The 18,254-nt window shown below is 73.8% G+C and carries 15 protein-coding genes; 10 read left to right on the top strand and 5 right to left on the bottom strand.

The genetic code is table 11. The features are described from left to right. The 8 genes from ACSNOH_RS14445 to ACSNOH_RS14480 all read left to right on the top strand — a co-directional run. Positions 1-2,632, top strand: a 2,632-nt coding sequence (locus tag ACSNOH_RS14445; protein WP_436721707.1) for a discoidin domain-containing protein, incomplete at its 5' end; no start/stop codon positions are given. Positions 2,633-2,778: 146 nt separating this feature from the next. After that, positions 2,779-3,174 carry a hypothetical protein gene (locus tag ACSNOH_RS14450; protein WP_436721708.1) on the top strand — a complete coding sequence of 132 codons (396 nt, stop codon included), beginning with the start codon at positions 2,779-2,781 and terminating at the stop codon, positions 3,172-3,174. 281 nt (positions 3,175-3,455) lie between these two features. Next, a complete protein-coding gene (locus ACSNOH_RS14455) occupies positions 3,456-3,632 on the top strand; it encodes a hypothetical protein (RefSeq protein ID WP_436721709.1) in 177 nt (58 codons plus the stop codon). Then, positions 3,629-4,060 (top strand): monovalent cation/H+ antiporter complex subunit F, encoded by a 432-nt coding sequence (locus ACSNOH_RS14460; protein WP_436721710.1) that lies wholly within the window; start codon positions 3,629-3,631, stop codon positions 4,058-4,060. The genes ACSNOH_RS14455 and ACSNOH_RS14460 overlap by 4 nt, the downstream gene beginning before the upstream one ends. Next, on the top strand, positions 4,053-4,301 hold the full coding sequence (locus ACSNOH_RS14465) for a Na(+)/H(+) antiporter subunit B (RefSeq protein ID WP_436721711.1): 249 nt from the start codon (positions 4,053-4,055) through the stop codon (positions 4,299-4,301). The genes ACSNOH_RS14460 and ACSNOH_RS14465 overlap by 8 nt, the downstream gene beginning before the upstream one ends. Then, entirely contained in the window at positions 4,298-5,047 is a 750-nt protein-coding gene (locus ACSNOH_RS14470) for an MnhB domain-containing protein (protein WP_436721712.1), read from the top strand. The genes ACSNOH_RS14465 and ACSNOH_RS14470 overlap by 4 nt, the downstream gene beginning before the upstream one ends. Continuing rightward, positions 5,044-5,388, top strand: a complete 345-nt coding sequence (locus ACSNOH_RS14475; protein WP_436721713.1) for a sodium:proton antiporter — start codon at positions 5,044-5,046, stop codon at positions 5,386-5,388. The genes ACSNOH_RS14470 and ACSNOH_RS14475 overlap by 4 nt, the downstream gene beginning before the upstream one ends. Positions 5,389-5,394: 6 nt before the next feature. Then, positions 5,395-7,401 carry a complex I subunit 5 family protein gene (locus ACSNOH_RS14480; RefSeq protein ID WP_436721714.1) on the top strand — a complete coding sequence of 669 codons (2,007 nt, stop codon included), beginning with the start codon at positions 5,395-5,397 and terminating at the stop codon, positions 7,399-7,401. 1,338 nt (positions 7,402-8,739) lie between these two features. Here ACSNOH_RS14480 and ACSNOH_RS14485 read toward each other — a convergent pair. The 4 genes from ACSNOH_RS14485 to ACSNOH_RS14500 form a co-directional block, all read right to left on the bottom strand. Then, positions 8,740-10,761 carry a hypothetical protein gene (locus ACSNOH_RS14485; RefSeq protein WP_436721715.1) on the bottom strand — a complete coding sequence of 674 codons (2,022 nt, stop codon included), beginning with the start codon at positions 10,759-10,761 and terminating at the stop codon, positions 8,740-8,742. Between the two features lie 151 nt (positions 10,762-10,912). Next, positions 10,913-12,280: an amino acid permease gene (locus tag ACSNOH_RS14490; protein WP_436721733.1), complete on the bottom strand. Its 1,368-nt coding sequence runs from the start codon at positions 12,278-12,280 to the stop codon at positions 10,913-10,915. Between the two features lie 194 nt (positions 12,281-12,474). Next, complete coding sequence (locus ACSNOH_RS14495; protein ID WP_436721716.1) at positions 12,475-14,346, bottom strand: CASTOR/POLLUX-related putative ion channel; 1,872 nt, start codon at positions 14,344-14,346, stop codon at positions 12,475-12,477. A 114-nt stretch (positions 14,347-14,460) separates the two neighbouring features. Then, positions 14,461-15,639 carry a nitric oxide synthase oxygenase gene (locus ACSNOH_RS14500; protein WP_436721717.1) on the bottom strand — a complete coding sequence of 393 codons (1,179 nt, stop codon included), beginning with the start codon at positions 15,637-15,639 and terminating at the stop codon, positions 14,461-14,463. Positions 15,640-15,903: 264 nt separating this feature from the next. Here ACSNOH_RS14500 and ACSNOH_RS14505 point away from each other — a divergent pair, with 264 nt between their 5' ends. Further along, positions 15,904-16,446, top strand: a complete 543-nt coding sequence (locus tag ACSNOH_RS14505; protein WP_436721718.1) for a hypothetical protein — start codon at positions 15,904-15,906, stop codon at positions 16,444-16,446. 89 nt (positions 16,447-16,535) lie between these two features. Then, positions 16,536-17,393 (top strand): DUF4097 family beta strand repeat-containing protein, encoded by an 858-nt coding sequence (locus tag ACSNOH_RS14510; protein ID WP_436721719.1) that lies wholly within the window; start codon positions 16,536-16,538, stop codon positions 17,391-17,393. 16 nt (positions 17,394-17,409) lie between these two features. On the opposite strand, the gene ACSNOH_RS14515 is transcribed toward ACSNOH_RS14510, so the two are convergent. Beyond that, the gene (locus tag ACSNOH_RS14515; RefSeq protein WP_436721720.1) at positions 17,410-18,243 is read right to left on the bottom strand and encodes a hypothetical protein; all 834 of its coding nucleotides are present in this window, start codon (positions 18,241-18,243) and stop codon (positions 17,410-17,412) included. Positions 18,244-18,254: the final 11 nt, after the last annotated feature.

An 18,254-nucleotide genomic window follows, 5' to 3' on the forward strand; every position in this document is an offset into this window, starting at 1 on the left:
ACCCCCCACCGCCACCCGCTCCGCCGCCGTCCCCCCGTCCGCCGGCTGCCGGACGGGCGACGGCTGGTCGCTGGACTCCACCCGCACCGACGCCGCCGGCACCTACCACGCCTACGTGGGCAACGGCTATCTGGGCCAGCGCGTCCCGCCCAACGGCTCCGGATACACCGGCAGCGACGCCAAGACGGGCTGGCCGCTCTTCACCCCCGGCTACGACGGCTCGTTCGTCTCCGGCCTCTACGCGCACAACAAGCAGACCGCGGACGACCGGCAGGCCGTCGCGGCGCTGCCCACGTGGACCGCCCTCACCGTCGCCACCGGCGGCGCACACGGCGACGCCTTCAACTCTTCTACGGATCCGGGCCGCATCTCCGGTTACCGCCAGACCCTCTTCCTGCACTGCGGCATCGTCCGCACGGCCCTGACGTGGACCGCCGCCGACGGCAGGAAGACCGACCTCGTCTACGACGTGCTCGCCGACCGCAACGACCCCCACGTCGGTGCCGTCCGGCTGCGCGTGACCCCGCACTGGAGCGGCGAGGCGACCGTCACCGACCTCATCGACGGACGCGGCGCCCGCCGCATCCGGCAGACCGGCGGCGGTGACCGCACCGAGGGGTCCGGCCGCGACGGGCGCACCATGGACGTCGCCTTCCGCACCGACGGCACGGACACCGACGGCGCCGTCGCCTCCGCCCTGCGCGCCGGGAGCGGCGTGCGCGCGGACAAGGCCGAGGCCGCCGGCGCGGCGAAGGACCTGAGCGCCCGGCAGTCCCTCGCCTTCCCCGTCCGCAGCGGCCGGGCGTACGAGTTCACCAAGTACGTCGGCGTCGACACCGCCCTCACCTCGCGCGCGCCCCGCCGGGACGCCACCGCCGCAGCTCAGCGCGCCGCCCGGCGCGGCTGGGACGCACTGCTGAGCGCCCACACCGCCGCCTGGTCCCGCCTGTGGCGCGCCGACATCGAGGTGCCCGGGCAGCGCGACCTGCAGGCATGGGTGCGCTCCGCGCGCTACGGCCTGTTGTCCAGCAGCCGCAAGGACGCCGCCGACAGCATCGCCCCGGCCGGGCTGACCAGCGACAACTACGCGGGCCTGGTGTTCTGGGACGCCGAGACGTGGATGTACCCGGCCCTGCTGGCCACCGACCCCGCCCTCGCCAGGAGCGTCGTCGACTACCGGTACCGCACCCTCCCCGGGGCCCGCGAGAACGCCCGCGCGCTCGGCTACCAGGGGCTCTTCTACCCCTGGAACAGCGGCAGCAAGGGCGATCTCGCCCAGGAGTGCCACAGCGTGGACCCGCCCCACTGCCGCACCCAGATCCACCTCCAGTCGGACATCTCCCTGGCCACCTGGCAGTACTACCTCGCCACCGGCGACACCGCCTGGCTGCGCGGGCACGGCTGGCCGGTGATGAAGGGCATCGCCGAGTTCTGGGCCGGGAGGGTCAGCCGCAACGCGGACGGCAGCTACTCCGTCAAGGACACGGCCGGCCCCGACGAGTACAGCAACGGCGTCGACGACGCGGTCTTCACCAACGCCGGCGCGGCAACCGCCCTGCGCAACGCCACCCGCGCCGCGCGCCTGCTCGGCGAGCGGGCGCCGGGGGAGTGGACGGCGATCGCCGACCGGATCCGGATCCCCTACGACGCGCAGCGCAAGGTCTTCGAGCAGTACGACGGCTACCGCGGCAGCAAGATCAAGCAGGCGGACACGGTGCTGCTGATGTACCCGCTGGAGTGGCCGATGCCCGAGGGCGCGGCGGCGAGCACCCTCGGCTACTACGCACAGCGCACCGACCCCGACGGCCCGGCCATGACGGACTCCGTGCACGCCGTCGTCTCCGCCGGAACGGGCGAGCCGGGCTGCTCGACGTACACCTACCTGCAGCGCGCCATCAGGCCGTTCGTGCGCGGCCCCTTCGCCCAGTTCTCGGAGGCCCGCGGCGCCAAGGCGGGCGCCGAGGACCCGCTGGCCGGCACGCCCGCGCACGACTTCCTCACCGGCAAGGGCGGCTTCCTGCAGATCTTCACCAACGGCCTGACCGGCATGCGGATGCGCGAGGACCGGCTGCACCTCGACCCGATGCTGCCCCCGCAGCTCGGTCGCGGCGTCACCCTGCGCGGGCTGCGCTGGCAGGGCCGCACGTACGACGTCGAGCTCGGTGCCCGGCGCACCACCGTGCGGCTCACCGGCGGTGCGCCGATGACGCTCGACACGCCGCAGGGCGCCCGGACCGTCACCCGGGACGCCCCGGTCGTGCTCGGCACCCGCCGCCCCGACCTCGCGCCCACCGCCGACCTCGCCCGCTGCACCACCGCCACGGCCTCCTCCGAGGAACCGGGCCTGTACGCGGCCGCCGCCGTCGACGGCAACACGGCCACGGCATGGGTGCCGGACGGCCCGGACGGCACCCTGACCACCGACCTCGGCAGGACCGCGCGCGTCGGCAAGGTCACCCCCGCCTGGAGCGGCCCGGCACCGTCCTCGTACGCCGTCCAGCTGTCCACCGACGGCCGGCACTGGCGCGACGCCGCCGGTGCGCCGGTGTCCGCACGGTACGTACGGGTGGTGGTGCACGGCGCCGGCGCTGCCGGCTCCCGCACGGGCATCGCCGAACTGACGGTCTCCTGACGGGCGCCGGGGCCCCGGCCGCCGCGCGCGGAAGGGGCCCCGGATCGGCGCAAAATGGTCGTTTGCTGAAAGATCTCCCCGGGGCAGGCTCCCCGTCGTATCGAACTGGAATGCCCGATTCGAACGGGAGATGTCCAATGAAGCTCATGGTCCGTACCGCCCTCGCCGCGGCAGCCACGCTCGGAGCCGTCGCCGCCGCCGTCGCGCCCGCCTCCGCCGCCGTCGTCACCGACGACCCGCGCCCGGCGGCCGGCGCGCACGCGGTGGTGCCGAACCCGAAGACCATCAAGGCCGCCGCCTACAACCAGGCCCGCAGCACCCTCGCCCAGGCGGGCAGCCAGACGGCGGCCAAGTCGCACCCGATCCACGGGAAGACCGACGTGCCGGTCAGCTACGGCACCGACCTGCTGGCCGCCGCTCGCGACGAGTTCCGGCAGACCGACAAGAAGCTGCCGCCGAAGGACAAGAAGTCGGACATGTCCATCCCGCACTACAACGCGATCCACAGCGCGGCGAAGACCATGGGAATCGACAAGTGGTGAGCGACGTGCGGTGACGCACAAGCAGCGGTGACGCACAAGTAAGAGATAAGAGAGCTGCCGTACACATGACGTGTCACACGCCGGCCACCGCCGGCGTGTGACACGTCAGCGGTCCGCCGGGGAAATCCGGGCCCGGGTCCGCCGCCCCTTCGCGTACGTCCGCCATACCTTCCGGCATGAGGGGTACACGCCGCCTGCGACACGCGCCCGTGCGGTCCCCCCGATCGCCGGGCCCGCAGGCCGATACTGGGGCATTCCCGCGAGCGGCGGAGGTGGAGCGGATGGCGCGCGGCACGGCACGGGCCGGAGCGGAGATCCTCGCGTGGTGGGCCGGGCTCACCGCGGTGTGGACGGTGCTGATCAGCCAGGCCGACACGCTGGAGCTCGCCACCGGCGCGGGCGCGGCCCTGCTGGCGGCGACGGCCGCCCGCGGCGCCCGCCGGGCCGCGGCCCGGTGAACTGGTGGCTGGCCGCCGCCTGCGCGCTCGTGGCCGGCGGCCTGGGACCCTGCCTGTGGGGCGCGGCGCGCGGACCGGCCGGGCGGCGCGTCGTCGCCCAGAACATGGCGACGCTCCTGCTGTGCCTGGTCTTCCTCCTGCTCGCGCAGGGCTACGGCCGCCCCTCCTACGTCGACCTCGCGCTGGTCGTCGCCGTGCTCGGGCCGGCCGGCACGCTGGTCTTCACCCGTCTCCTCGGCGACAGGATCCGGGGGCGGCCGCCCGGCACGCGCCTGCTCACCCCCGCCGTCCTGATCGGTGCACCCGCGACGGTCGTACCGATGTGCGTCGCCACCGGCCCCGGCCGTGCGATGCTGAAACTGGTCTTCATCGGCGTGCTCCTGATCGCCGGAGGCGCCGTCACTTCCGCGGCGGTGCGCCGTGGATGACGCGCTCGTCGCCGCCGTCCTGGTGCTCGTGGCGGCCGCCGCCACCGTGGCCGTGCTGCAGCGCGACCCGGCCCGGCAGGCGATCGTGCTCTCGCTGCTCGGCCTGGCGCTGGCCGTGCTCTTCACCGTGCTGCAGGCGCCGGACGTGGGCCTCGCGCAGCTCGGCGTGGGCTCGGCCGTGACACCGCTGATGATCCTGCTGGCGGTCCGCAAGGTGCGGGGAAAGGGGCGCCGGGAGTGACGCGCCGCCTACGGCTGTGGGTGCTGGCCGCCGGGCTGCTGGCCACGGCGGCACTCTACGCGGCCGCCTGCACGGACCTGCCGGGCTTCGGCGGCCAGTGGCACCCCTACGGCGACCGGGCGGTGCGCACCGCGCTGCAGCAGCGGACCGCGAACACCGTCTCCTCCGTCAACTTCGACCAGCGCGGCCTCGACACCCTCGGCGAGGAGACCGTCCTGTTCGCCAGCGTCCTCGGCACCGTCGTCCTGCTGCGGCAGACCCGCGACGAGAAGCGCGTCCCGCCGGAGCCGGTCCGCGTCCCGGCCGCGCTGCGCCGCTACGGCCTCCTCATGCTGCCCGTCACCCTGCTCACCGGCCTGTACGTGATCGCGCACGGCCAGCTCAGCCCGGGCGGCGGCTTCCAGGGCGGCGTGGTCACCGCGACCTCCCTGCACCTGCTCTACATCGCCGTCGACTACCCGGCCCTGGAGCGCTTCCGGCCGCTCGGGCTGTACGAACTGGCCGACGGCGCGGGCGAGGCGGCGTACGTGCTGCTCGGCACGGCGGGGCTGCTCGCCGGCTCGGCCTATCTGGGCAACGTGCTGCCGCTCGGCACGTTCAACACGCTCTCGTCGGGCGGCACGGTGCCGCTGCTCAACGCCGCCGTCGGCATCGAGGTCACCTCGGCCGTGGTCGTGCTGCTGGCGCACTTCCTCGCCCAGGCGCTGGAGATCGAGCGCGACACGGAGGAGGGCCGGCCGGCGTGAGCCTGTTCCCTTACCTGATCGCCGGGTGGATCTTCCTCATCGGCGTGTACGGCATCGCCACCAGCCGCAACCTGATCCACGCCGTGGGCTGCCTCGCCGTCACCCAGTCCTCCACCTACGTGCTCCTGCTCTCCGTCGGCTACCGGAAGGGGGCCACCGCCCCCGTCTTCTCCGACGTGCCCACGGACACCCGCGTCGTCGACCCGGTCGTCCAGGCGCTCGCCCTCACCGACGTGGTCGTGGGCGCGACCGTCACGGCCCTGCTGCTCGCCCTCGTCATCCAGACCGCGAAGCGGCACGGCACCGTCGACCCCGACGAGCTGTCCGGGCTGAAGGGCTGAGCCGCGGTGGGCCGGCTGCTCCCGCTGATCGTCGTGGTGCCGCTGCTGGGCGCGGCCGTGCTGGTGGCGGCCGGGCGCCACGTGCCCCGCCCGGTGGCGGAAGCCGTCGCGGGCGCGGCCTCCGCGGCCTCCGCCGGGCTCGCCGTCGTCGCCCTCACCCGCCCGCCGGCCGTGTCCTGGCTCGGCGCCTGGGAGCCGCGCGACGGCCACAGCGTCGGCATCGTCCTGGTGGGCGACCGCATCGGGCTGGGCCTCGCCGCGCTCACCTCGCTGCTGGTGACCGCCGTGCTCGCCTACTCCTGGCGCTACTTCGACGAACCGCCCAAGGGGCACGGCGGCGCCTTCCCCGCCCTCGTCCTGCTCTTCCAGGGCGGCATGTGCGGCTTCGCGCTCACCGGCGACCTCTTCGACGCGTTCGTGTTCTTCGAGCTCATGGGGGTCGTCGGCTACGCCCTGACCGGCTACCGCGTCGAGGAGGCCCGCCCGGTGCAGGGCGCGCTGGCCTTCGGCTTCGTCAACTCCCTGGGCGGCTACGCCGCCCTGCTGGGCATCGGCCTGCTGTACGCCCGCACCGGAGAGCTCGGCATGGCGCAGGCGGGCCGGGAACTCGACCGGGCGGCCGGGCACGGCGGAGACGCCCTGGTCCTCGCCGCGTTCGTGCTGGTGCTCACCGGGCTGCTGGTCAAGGCCGCGGCCGTGCCCTTCCACTTCTGGCTGCCCGACGCGCACGCGGTGGCACCGACGCCGGTGTGCATGCTGCTGTCCGGCGTGATGGTGGAGATGGGCAGCTACGGGGTCGCGCGCGTCTACACGACGGTCTTCGCCGGGCCGGGCGGCGTCCCGGCCGCGGGGGTCCGGCGCACGCTCCTGGTGCTGGGGGTCGCGGGCGCGCTCGCGGGCGCGCTGATGTGCTGGCAGCAGCGGCACGTCAAACGGCTGCTGGCCTTCTCCACGGTGGCGCACACCGGCCTCTTCCTCACCGGGATCGCCCTCCTGACGCCGCACGGCATCGCCGGCACGGCGCTCTACGTGCTCGGGCACGCCGGGGCGAAGGCCGCCCTCTTCGCGTGCACCGGCGTGCTCCTCGACCGCCACGGCAGCGTCGACGAGTGCGAGCTGCACGGCAAGGGCCGCGACACCGCGGGCGTGGGCCTGCTCTTCGCCGCCGGCGGGCTGGCGCTCGCCGGGCTGCCGCCGTTCGGCACGGCCCTGGGCAAGGCGCTCGTCGAGGAGCAGTCCCCCTGGCTGCCGGCCCTGTTCGTGCTCGTCTCGGCGGTGACCGGCGGACGCGGCGGCCTGTCTCGGGCTCCTCGTCCCCGCCCGTCCCCATGGTCACGGTGGCGGCGCTCCTGCTGGCCGGGGCGCTCGCCGTGGGCACGGTGCCCGGCCTCACCGGCGCCGTCACCGCCGCCGCGGAGGCCTTCACCGACCACGGCGGCTACGCGGCCGCGGTGCTCGACGGCCGCTCCGCCGCGCACCCGGCGGGGCCGTACGCGTGGTGGACGTGGACCGGCGCCGGGCTCGGCCTGCTGTCGGCCGCCCTCGCCGCCGCCCTCGCCGCGCTGTCCGTGGGCCGCAGGTCGCGGGCCGTGCCCGGGAGCGCGCCGCTGCGCCGGCTGCACTCGGGGCACCTCGGCGACTACGTGGCCTGGACGATGGCCGGCATCGGAGTGGTGTCGTTGCTCGTCTTCCGGTGAGCGGCGCCGGCTCCCGCACCGGACGGCCCCGGCCCCGTTCGCCGGGCCGCGCTACGACGTCTTGTACAGCGGCCCGGGATCCGTGGCGCCGCCCGGTATCTGGATGATGGGCACCGGCTTGTTGTGCGGCCAGCCGTCGGAGGCGTCGTCGAAGCTGAGGTCGCCGCTCCCGGCGGGAACCACCGCGGCGTCGTGGAGGTTGGTCAGCTGGTTGAAGACGTCCTGCACGCCCGGCGCCTCCCGGCCGGTCTGGCCGGTGACCATGCGCAGCGCCCACACGGCCGTCAGCACGGCGTCGTGGTGCATGACGGCGTAGCCGTCGGTGAGTTCCTTGTCGGGGAACTTCAGGTCGCGGAAGCTCTGTAGGAAGGGCTTGAAGCCGCTGGGCGCCCCGTTCGCCTTGATCCACCCCTCGGTGTCGGTCGCCGACGCCTGCAGGATGGTGATCCGGCTGTCCTTGAGCAGCCCCTTCACGTCGTTCGCCTGCTGCACGGCGCCCTGCGAGCCCACGACGATCGTGATGGGCTTGTCGTGCCCGCACTGGTTGCGCGAGGACAGCGAGCGGACGAGGTCGGCGAGGTCGCGGCCGCGGCCCGCCCAGAAGACGAGCTCCGACTTGGTCAGGCAGATGTTGTTGAAGGCGTTGTAGAAGAGGCTGGGCATGCCCTCGGTGCGGGGGCCGGTGGTGCCCACGAAGGAGACGCGGCGCTTGTCGATGTAGTCGGCGAAGATCTCGTCGTACGCCTGGCGCATGGTGCGGACGAAGTTGTCGTCACGGCTGTCGAAGACGAGGTAGCCGCGGCGCTGCTCGGCGGGCAGCTTGTCCAGCCGCTGGCGCAGCGCCTTGGCGTAGTCGGTGTTGGACGGCGAGACCTTGAACAGGCGCTCGGAGTTGACGTTGGTGGCGGTCAGGACGGCGCCTATCGCCGGGATCTTGTGCTTGGCGAGCTCGTCGGCGGCGCGCTGGGTCTCGGGCACGCTGACGCCCATGCCGGCCACGGCGACGAGCGGGTGCTCGCCGCCGGTCAGGGCGGTCAGCCGCTCGACGACCGGCTGCCAGTGGGCCTGGTTGCGCCCCTCGCTGGCGATGACCAGCTGGATCTGGGGCGTCCGCCCGTGGATGCCGGTGGCGTTCACGGCGGAGAGGCCGGGGCAGGCGTTGGAGCGGCACTGCGCGGTGTAGGCCCCTTCGAGGCTGCTCCTGATCTCCTCGATGGGCAGCACGCTGCTGTCGCTCGCGGTCATCGGGGTGAGCAGGGCGACCTTGACGTAGGGCACGGGGGTGCGGCCGGCGGCGGGCTTCTCCCACTGGTCGCGCACCCGCCGGTTCTCGGCGGCGATCTTCTCGGTGACGTCCTTCAGCCGGGGGTCGAAGGCGTAGGCGGTCTCGTTCATGACGCCGATGCACTCGCGGTCGCTGCCGGACCCGGCGAGGACGAGGCCGGGCACGTCGTCGGTGCAGCGGTCCTCCCCGTCGCCGCCCCCGCCCAGCAGCCAGAAGCCGCCCCCGGCGAGGAGGGCCAGGGCGAGAACGAGCGCGGCGATTCCCTGCCAGCCCTTCCACCGGGGCGGCACGGGATCGAGCGGGCGGGGACGGTTCACGGGCATGGTGCGGGCTCCCTTTGCCGGACGGCGGTGGCGCGCTGCGGCGCGGTCAGAGGTACTTCGCGGCCTCGTGCCTGAGCCCCACCCTGCGCGGGTCGGAGTGCATGGCCAGGCTCTGGAACATCGAACCGATCGTGTCGTTGAGTTCGGGCCGGGCGGCGGGCACCCGGTTGCGCGGGTCGCCCGCCAGCCACAGGGCCGTCACCAGCATGGTGAGCGCCCTGCGGTCGGGCGCGGCGAAGGACTCGGGGGCCAGCTCCTCCGCGAGGCGGTCCACGCGCAAGGTGGCCGTCTGCCCCGGCAGGACGGGCGTGCGCAGGGGCGCGGCCGTGACGGCGTAGAGCTCGTACAGCCAGGCGTCAGTGCCGGGCAGGTCCGTCAGGCTGCGGGCGAGGTGGCCGACGACCTCGCCCAGGCGGCCCCGGGCGAGCGCGTGGTAGAGCGCGTCGAGGGGGTGGCCGTTGCGCGCGTGCCACTCCTGCAGCACTTCGTGGACCTCGTCCCAGCGGGAGCTGCCGGCCAGCTCCGTAAGGAGCAGCAGGCGCAGCCACGGGTGCAGGACCGGGTGCGCGGACTGCGGGCGCGGGTGGGCGTTGTGCAGATATCCGGAGCCGCGGCCGCCGCGCGCGCCGGCGTCCTGGGGGACGGCGGGGGTGAGCCAGAGCCGGTTGCCGATCTCGCGGGCCAGGCTGTTGCGGGTGCGCAGGGAGAACCTCTCCAGCAGGTCGGTGTCGCAGGCCGCGTCGAACTCGCGGGCGGCGGAGCACTCGACGAGGGCGGTGCGCTGTTCCCCGGTCAGGCCCTCCAGCAGGTCGTGCAGGATCGCGCGGCCGAGCGGGACCGGATCGGCGGCGGTGTCGTCCTCGCCGCCGCCGGCGGCGGGCGCGGGCAAGGAGAGGATCCCGCGCAGCAGCTCCTCGCCGTCGCCGCGGCCGGGGATGTGCGCCGCGGCCTCCAGCAGCCGGTGGGCGCTCCAGGCGTGGCCGTGGGTGAGCCGGTGCACGAGCGGGGGCGCCTCGGGCAGCCGGTCGGCGAGCCCGGCGCCGAGCTGGGCGACCTCGCCCGCGGTCAGGTCGCGCAGCTGGACGCAGTACCAGCGCCAGGAGGAGTCGGGCGGCGGGTCGGGGACGGAGCCCTCCCAGTCGGCGTACGAGGCCTGCTCGGGCGTGCGGATCCGCACCCCGGCCGGACCGGGCGCGAAAGGGCCGGGGACCTTGCCGGCGTCGGAGGCGGTGGCGACGACGAGCAGCGGGTCCGGGTCGCCGCTCGCCTCGCGCAGCTGCACGAGCAGGTCCAGGAAGCTGCGGCCGCCCGGGGTGTCGATGTTGTCGAGGAGGACCACGCAGTTGCGGTCGCGGCGGCGGCGCGCGAACTCCCCGCGCAGGTCGGCGAGGAAGGCTTCGCACAGCCGCCGGTCGACGGCGGCGCGGTCGGCTTCGGTGGTGCTCTTGCTGAGCTGGTTGAGGACGACGAGCTCGTGCAGGGGCGTGTGCGGGCCGGCGTACCAGGAGAAGCCGGTGCGCCGGGCGATGCCGAGCGGCATCCGGGGCGGGCGGCGGATCAGCCCGGCCAGCAGGCCGATGCCGGGGATCTGCAGGAGGTTGAGGTCCTGGAGGAGGCCCGCGACGTCGGCGGCCCGTTCGGCGGCCACGGTGTGCTCGTGGGCGTCGTACAGGGCGTGGCGCAGCTGCCGGCCGGCGCGGCGCGAGTCGTGCGCGTCGAGCGAGAGACCGGGGTCGACGACGAGCAGGCCCAGCGTCAGGCGCGGGAAGAGCAGGGCGGGCTGGCGGGCGAAGCGGTGGGAGAGACCGTAGGCGAGGCGGCCCGCCACCTCGTGCGGGCGGCGCGGCCCGGAGGAGGCGAAGTCGTAGAGCGCGTGGGGGCGGTGCGAGCCGAGGAAGCCGAGCCATTCGAGCGCCGTGGTGCGCCCGCTGCCGCGCGTCCCGACGAGGACGATCACGGGCAGCCCGTGCCCGCCCGCCGCGCGCCCGTCCTGCACGCGGGTGCGGCACTCCTGGAAGAGTGCCTCTATGCCCTCGGTCCCCAAGGGCCGTCTCACAGGCTCCGGCACGTCACTCAGCCCCCCTCGGGCCGGCGTGCGGCACCGCCGACCGGTCAGAAAATGCTGCCACGCGGGTGACGTTCGCGGGAGCCGTTCGGCGGCAACTGACGGGTGGACATGCGGAAGCGGCGCCCCCGTGGGACGGGAGCGCCGCCGGAGGTCAGCTGTGCGTGGGAGCCTTCGCGGGGTTGTCCGCGGGTGCCGCGAGCGGCGTGCGGGCCGCGCGCCGGCGCGCGAGGGGGTATCCGGCGGCCAGCAGGGCGAACCAGACGGCGATCACGTAGAGGGCGATGCGCGTCTCGGACTCCCAGCCGATCAGCACGGTCACGAACGCGAAGGCCGCCAGCGCGAGCCAGTTGGTGTACGGGGCCCCCGGCATCCGGTACGCGGACTTGCGTGCCAGGCCCGCCGCGACGGCCCGGCGGTACTTCAGGTGCGTGATGAGGATGATGCTCCACACCGTGATCGCGCCGCCGGTGGAGACCGCCGTGATGTAGGCGAACGCGTGCTCGGGGTCGATGGCGTTGATCAGCACGCCGAGGGCCATGACCAGGGCGGAGACGACGACGGCCGTCGCGGGCACGCCCCGCTTGCTGAGCCTGCCGAGCGCCTCGGGGCCGTGGCCGTTCAGCCCTGCGGTGCGCAGCATGCGGGCCGTGGCGTAGAGGCCGCCGGCGTTGCACGAGGAGAGCGCCGAGGTGAGGACGACGAAGTTGACGATGCCGGCCGCGGCCGGGATGCCGATCTTGGTGAAGGCGGCGACGAACGGGCTCACCCCGGGGTGGAACTCCTGCCAGCTGACGACGGACAGGATGACGAAGAGGGCGCCGAGGTAGAACAGGCCGAAGCGCAGCGGCAGGCTGTTGATGGCCCGCGGGATGTTCTTCTCCGGGTCCTTGGTCTCGCCGGCGGTGACGCCGACCAGCTCGACGCCGAGGTAGGCGAAGAGGACGATCTGCAGGGTCATCAGGGAGTTCCACACGCCGTGCGGGGCCACGCCGCCGTCGGCCCACAGGTGGCTGACGGAGGCGGTGTCGCCGGCGTCCCCGAAGCCGATGATGAGGACGCCCAGGCCGATGAGGATCATGCCGATGATGGCCGTGACCTTGATGATGGCGAACCAGAACTCCAGCTCGCCGAAGATCTTCACCGAGATCAGGTTGGCGCAGGCGAGCACCACGAGGGAGATGAGGGCGGTCTTCCACTGGTCGAAGCCGGGGTACCAGTAGTTGACGTACTGTCCGGCCGCGGTGATCTCGGCCATGCCGGTGGTGACCCACATGATCCAGTACGTCCAGGCGGTCGCGTACCCCCAGAACGGGCCGAGGAACCGGTGCGCGTAGTCGGCGAAGCTGCCCGAGACGGGGTGGTGGGTGAGCAGCTCGCCCAGGGCGCGCATGACGAGGAAGAGCACGGCGCCGGCGGCGGCGTACCAGATGATGAGGCTGGGGCCGGCCTGGGATATGGCCGTGCCGGCGCCGAGGAAGAGGCCGGTGCCGATGGTGCCGCCGATGGCGATCATCTGCATCTGACGGGAGCCCAGGCTCCGCTTGTACCCCTCGGTGCCGGTGCCCGGGTCCACCGTGGTTGGCGAGCTCACTGTTGTCGGGTCCTCTCTCTTGCCGTTCCTGCGGTGTCAGCAGCGGTGTCAGTACAAGATCCCTCAGGAGGGCGCCCGTGGCCAGAAGATTGCCGTGACCGGACGGCGCGTGTCCCCGCTCGTCACTGCTCGGCGAGGACGATCACGTGGTCGCGCGGGCCGAGGGTGAGGGCTGCGGCCCTGGGCGGGTTGAGGGAGACGCCGTAGTAGGGCGGTTTGTCGCCGAGCGCGCCGAGCCGGTAGCCGATGGCGGTCTCGCCGCACTGCCGGGCGGCCTCGATGACGGTCGCGAAGTTGGCCTCGGCGCCCGGCCGCAGGTAGCGGGCGGCGGGCTTGAGGTAGATCTCGGATCCGGCCGGGTCGAAGAGGTCGGTCAGCACCGCGTGCAGGGCGGGGTTCTCGGCGAGCTGGGTGAGCAGCAGGCAGACGAGCTTGGTGCTGACGATGAAGTCGTCGGCCTTGGTGACCTGGGCGATCTCGCGGTTGCTGTCGTCGTTCATCTCCGTGACGATCGAGTACGGGTCGCCGAGCCGCACTTCGATGTCGCGCAGGTGGAGCAGGGTGACCAGGGTGCGGTCGTCGGCGAGGTCGGGCGGCACGCTCTCGTCCGTGAGGACGACGATGTGCTGGTAGCCGCCCGGGCCGAGGGCCTCCAGGGAACGCCGGCTGGTGGGATTGCAGGGCCGGTGGCCGAGCGTGAGGTTCGCCCGGGGGACGGCCGCGGCGTCCGCGGGCCGCTGCGGGCAGGCGATGTCGATGACGGAGCCGGGGCGGACGAGCTGGTCGAGCAGGTCGACGATCTTCGGTCCGCGCGAGTTCCAGCCGATGATCAGCGTCCGGTCCGGGACGGGCGGCGGGCCGGGCAGGCAGGAGATGGCCGTCCGCACGACGGGCACGGTGGTTTCGGCGAGGCGGATGAGCAGGTCGTCCTCGGCGAGGACCACCATGCTGTCCCCGTCCCGGATCACCGTGTCCATCGGGGGGTTGACGAGCACGCCGCCGTCGGCCCGGCGCATGCCGATGGGGATGCCGAGCTCGTAGGCGTGCAGGGCGTCGCCGTAGGACAGGCCCGTCAGGGAGGGCTCGGGCCGCAGGTAGATCTCGTTGCCGACGAAGCTGAGGAGTTCGTCGCAGACCGCCGACAGGCCGGTCTGCCGGTGCGACTGGGCGACCAGCCGCACGGCGAAGTCCTCGGCGTCGACGACGAGGCCGGTCCCGCCCGCGGCCAGGCGGGCCACCGAGAGGTTGCCGGAGTCCTGCACGGCCGCGACGACGTGGGGACGGCGGCCCGGCCAGGTCCGGTTGTTGAGCAGGAGCAGGGTCTTGATCACGCTGGTGTCGCCGTCGGGCCCGCCCGGGGGCAGCACCATCACCGACCGGGCGGTGTCGGGGCTCACGAGTTCCAGGTCCGCCCGGTTGAGGGGGTTGCCGGACCGGCAGATGACGTGCGTCCGGCCCGTGCCGGGCACCCGCATGCGGATCTGCTCCTCCATGCTCACCTTGTCCCGGTCGGCGAGGATCACCACGCACGAGCGGCGCTCGCTCTGATTGGCCTCCACCAGCTCCGCGACGACCGTGAAGACCTGCTCGGACCAGCCGAGCACGATCGTGTGCCCGCGCTCGACGAGGCGCGAGCGGCCCTTGCGCAGCTGCTGGAGCCGGTTGTCCAGACCGGTGGTCAGGACGCCGATGAGCGCGCTGACGATGAAGATGCCGCCGATCGTCGCCGTCAGCATCAGCCCCAGGAAGACCGGTCCGCCGGTGTCGCCGCCCATGGTGCCCGGGTCGAGCGTGCGCAGCATGCTCATCCAGGCGACGCCCGGCCAGCCGCCGTTGGTCTCGGTCTCCTCGTCGGTACCCAGCACCACCAGGACCGTGGTCGCCGCGACCAGCAGGACGGAGGCGAGGGCGAGCCAGCCGATGAGGGCGGGGGTCCCGCGGTCCATGGTGGCGTCGAACCAGTACCGCAGCCGTTCCCGCAGCGTTGCGCGCACGCTTCCGCTCCCCCTGTCCCCCTGTGCCTGCTGCGGATCATTCCAGGCGCGGCGGCCGCCGGTGGCGGAATGGGCGGGGGGACCGCCGGTGCGGGCGGGTGGACCGCCGGTGCGTCAGCCGCTGTACGTGCGCGAGGCGTACGGGGTGGGTCCGCTTCCGTACGGCGCGCCGCCCGGCCGGTGGTTCTCCGCTGCCACGCCCTGGGCGCGCAGGCGTGCGCTGTCGTCCAGGTGGAAGTCCGGGCGGGGCCGCTGTTCGTCGTAGTAGCGGTGGTAGACGGGCGTGAGGCCGCCGGACATGGGCGGGACGATCCACGACCAGTCGGCGGGGCAGGCGCGGCCCGCGGTCTCCTCCCTGTCCAGGTGGCGCAGGAAGCGCACCGACTCCGTGTGGTGGTCGGCGATGGTGACGCCGGCGGTGTCGAAGGAGTGCAGGACCGCGCGGTTGACTTCGACGAGCGCCTGGTCGCGCCAGAGGGTGCGGGCGCTGGAGGTGTCGAGGCCGAGCCTGCGGGCGACCTCCGGCAGGATGTCGTAGCGGTCGGCGTCGCAGAGGTTGCGGACCCCTATCTCCGTACCCATGTACCAGCCGTTGAAGGGCGCCGCGGAGTACGAGAGGCCGCCGATGCGCAGCCGCATGTGCGAGATGGCGGGGACGGCGTGCCAGCGCAGGCCGAGATCGGCGAACCAGGGCAGCGAGGGGTGGCTCAGCGGCACTTCGAGGACGTCCTCCGGCGGGATGCGGAACCACCTCAGGCCGTGCCCCCGGGTCTCGATGATCAGGGGCAGGACGTCGAACCTCCCGCCCGCGCCCTCCCAGCCCAGCTTGGCCGCGAGCTCCGTCAGGCCGAACCCGCGGGGGTCGCCGGTGCAGCCGCCCTCGAAGCGCACGTAGCCGGCGTAGCGGATGAGCTGCTCGTTCCAGATGAGGACGGGCGGGCCCTCGGCGTCGTCCTGCGGGAAGACGGTGACGACGGGCCTGACGCGGCCGCCGTTGGTGGCGGCGCGCAGGTGGGCGAGGCACTCCGCGGCGACGGCGGCGGGGTCGGTGACGTGTCTGCGGTCGCGGACGCGCAGGCTCTGCCAGTAGAGCCTGCCGATGCAGCGCGCGGAGTTGCGCCAGGCGACCTTGGCGCCGAAGGCGAGCTCCTCGGGGGTGTGGCGGTAGGTGCCGGTCTCCGCTATGTCCCGGCGTATCGCGGCCAGCCGCGCGCGGAGCGCGGCGTCGTCCAGACCGGATTCGGCGGCGAACTGCCGTACGAACCGCTCCGCTTCCCCCTGATCGGTCGTCATCAGCCCCCACCTTGCGCCGGCCGTCTCCGCCCCGTGCCCGGGCGGCGGCCGGAGTAGCTCAGAAGACCTCCGGACTGCGCGCCGGGCCATCGTATGCGGCGGCCGGGCGGCGGCCAAGGAGTCCGGCGATACGGCCGGCCGGGTCGGCACGCGGTAAAGCCGGGGCCCCCGCGCGGTGAAGCCGGGGGCCCGCCCGCGGTGAAGCCGGGGGCCCGCGCGCCCGGAGATTTGCCCATGGCGCCACGGCGCTGCAAGGATGGCGCCATGGAACTGATGCGGTATGTCGACAATCTGCGGCAGGAGCTCCTCGTCGCGGCCGAGGCGGGTGACGCCGAAGCGCGCGAGGTCGCCGAGCGGCTCGTCACACCGCTCTCCTCCGCCGTCCGGCTCGTGCTGCTCGACGCCCTGTCGGCCGCCGCGGACGAGATCACCAGCGAGCTGGCGCCCGGCTCCGTCGAGGTGCGGCTGCGGGGGCTCGACCCGAGCTTCGTCGTCACGCCTCCTCCCGCCGAGCACGGCCCCGGGGACGGCGGCGACGACTTCGCGCCCGCCGGCGCGGTGCCGCCGCTGCCCGCCGCGCCCCCGCCGCCCGCCGGCGCGGAGGACGGCGCGCCGTCCCGCATCAACTTCCGGCCCCCCGAGCACCTCAAGGCGCGGATCGAGGAGGCGGCCGGCCGGGAGGGGCTGTCGGTCAACGCCTGGCTGATCCGGGCCGTCTCCGCGATGCTCGAGTACGACGACCGCGCCCGCCGCCCCGAACGGCGCGCCCCCCGCGGCGGCCAGCACTACACCGGCTGGGTCACCTGACCGCTCCCGGCGCCGGCCGCCCGGCGCCGCCGCAGCACCACGCATCCGGCCGGCGGGGACGCCCGGCCGGTCCACCTGGAGGGGCAGCCATGCCTGTTTTCGAGACGTCCTTCGAGACGCCGCAGCCGATCTCCGTCTCCGTCGACCTGGCGATCGGCGACGTCCGCCTCGACGCCGGCGAGCGCACCGACACGGCCGTCGAGGTGCGCCCGAGCGACCCGCGGAGCGAGGCGGACGCGAAGGCCGCCGAGGACACGCGCGTCGAGTTCGCCGGCGGCCGGCTGCTCGTCAAGGGCCCGAAGCCGCGCCTGTTCGGCAAGGCCGGCTCCGTCGACGTGACGGTCGGCCTGCCGGCGGGCTCGGAGATCGAGGGCACCGGGCAGCTGGCGGCCTTCCACTGCTACGGCGCGCTGGGCGAGTGCAGGATCAGGACCTCGGCGGGCGACATCCAGCTGGAGGAGACCGGCCGGGCCACCCTCACCACCTCCCTGGGCGACATCACGGCGGACCGGGTGGGCGGCTCCGCCGGCATCACGACCGGCTCCGGCGCGGTGCGCATCGGCGTGCTCGCGGGCCCGGCGGTCATCAAGAACGCGAACGGCGGGACGCGGATCGGCGAGGCCGCCGGGGAACTGCGCGTCCGGTCGGCCAACGGCTCCGTCGCCGTAGGCAAGGCCCATGCCGCCCTGGAGGCCAAGACGGCCTCGGGTGACATCCGGATCGGCGCGGTCGTCCGCGGCGCGGTCGTCCTCGGCACGTCGAGCGGCCGGATCGAGATCGGCATCGCCGAGGGCACGGCGGCCCGGCTCGACGTACGGACCAAGGCCGGCACCGTCCTGAACTCCCTGACGGCCTCCGACGGCCCCGGCGACGCCGCCGAGACGGCCGAGGTCTACGCCATCACCTCGGCCGGCGACATCACGATCCGGCGGGCCGACGCCGGCTGACGTTCGAGAGGGGCGGTCAGCGGCCCAGTGCGACGCGCAGGGTGATCCCGTGCCGGTTGCGCAGGCGCCGCACCTCCCAGACCGAGAGCGCGGTCACCGACAGCGGGCCGCCGAGCATGAACGTGTACAGCACTTCCGGGGGCGCGGCGACGTCGGGACCGTTGAACAGCTGGAACGCGAAGAGCGACCAGACCAGCAGCGGCGAGAGGAGCGCCGGGAGCAGCTGGTGCACGTTCCTGGCCAGGAAGCAGGTGAAGACGCAGAGGTAGGTGGCCAGGAGCGTGTAGACGCTCGATCCCAGCAGCACGGCGACGGCCGCGAGCCAGCCGATGGCCAGGGTCAGGAAGGCCAGCACGGCACAGAGGACGCCGGGGCCGGTGAAGGAGGCGAAGAACTCCTCCAGGTCCCTGCCGTCGATGAGGTCGCCCTTGAGGGTCGCGACGGACAGCCAGATGCACAGGGGGCCCGCGGCCAGCGTGAGGACGGCCAGGATCGGCCCGTGCAGCCGCTGGGCGAAGTGCCGGCGCCTGTCCGGGGTGCTTGCGACGAGGAAGGCGGTGATGCCGGCGAAGCTTCCCACCGCCAGGATGCCGCAGGAGAAGGCCAGTTCGAGGAGCTTGCCGAGGACGAACTTCTCCCCGCCGCCGCTCAGCGGATAGGCCGCGACCAGCCAGACGGCGGCGACCAGGCCGAGCACCGTACGCGCGAGCTGCATCCCGGTGATGAGATGGTCCTCCACGCGATCGGCCGCGACGTCGTTGGTGAAACCCCGGGACCAGGAGCGGAAGAACGCCCGCAGCGCCCCGCCGGAGTCCGCCTGGTTGCCGTATGTGGTTCTGGGCCCGCTCACTTGATGTCCCC

The organism is Streptomyces sp. URMC 127 (assembly GCF_051386535.1).
In the GTDB taxonomy this organism is placed as follows: Bacteria; Actinomycetota; Actinomycetes; order Streptomycetales; family Streptomycetaceae; genus Streptomyces.

What these genes read in the sequence shown, in the direction of transcription:
- ACSNOH_RS14505 (WP_436721718.1), top strand. Translation starts at nt 15,904, where the DNA reads ATGGAACTGATGCGGTATGTCGACAATCTGCGGCAGGAGCTCCTCGTC.
- ACSNOH_RS14490 (WP_436721733.1), bottom strand. Translation starts at nt 12,280, where the DNA reads ATGCAGATGATCGCCATCGGCGGCACCATCGGCACCGGCCTCTTCCTC.
- ACSNOH_RS14510 (WP_436721719.1), top strand. Translation starts at nt 16,536, where the DNA reads ATGCCTGTTTTCGAGACGTCCTTCGAGACGCCGCAGCCGATCTCCGTC.
- ACSNOH_RS14500 (WP_436721717.1), bottom strand. Translation starts at nt 15,639, where the DNA reads ATGACGACCGATCAGGGGGAAGCGGAGCGGTTCGTACGGCAGTTCGCC.
- ACSNOH_RS14450 (WP_436721708.1), top strand. Translation starts at nt 2,779, where the DNA reads ATGGTCCGTACCGCCCTCGCCGCGGCAGCCACGCTCGGAGCCGTCGCC.
- ACSNOH_RS14455 (WP_436721709.1), top strand. Translation starts at nt 3,456, where the DNA reads ATGGCGCGCGGCACGGCACGGGCCGGAGCGGAGATCCTCGCGTGGTGG.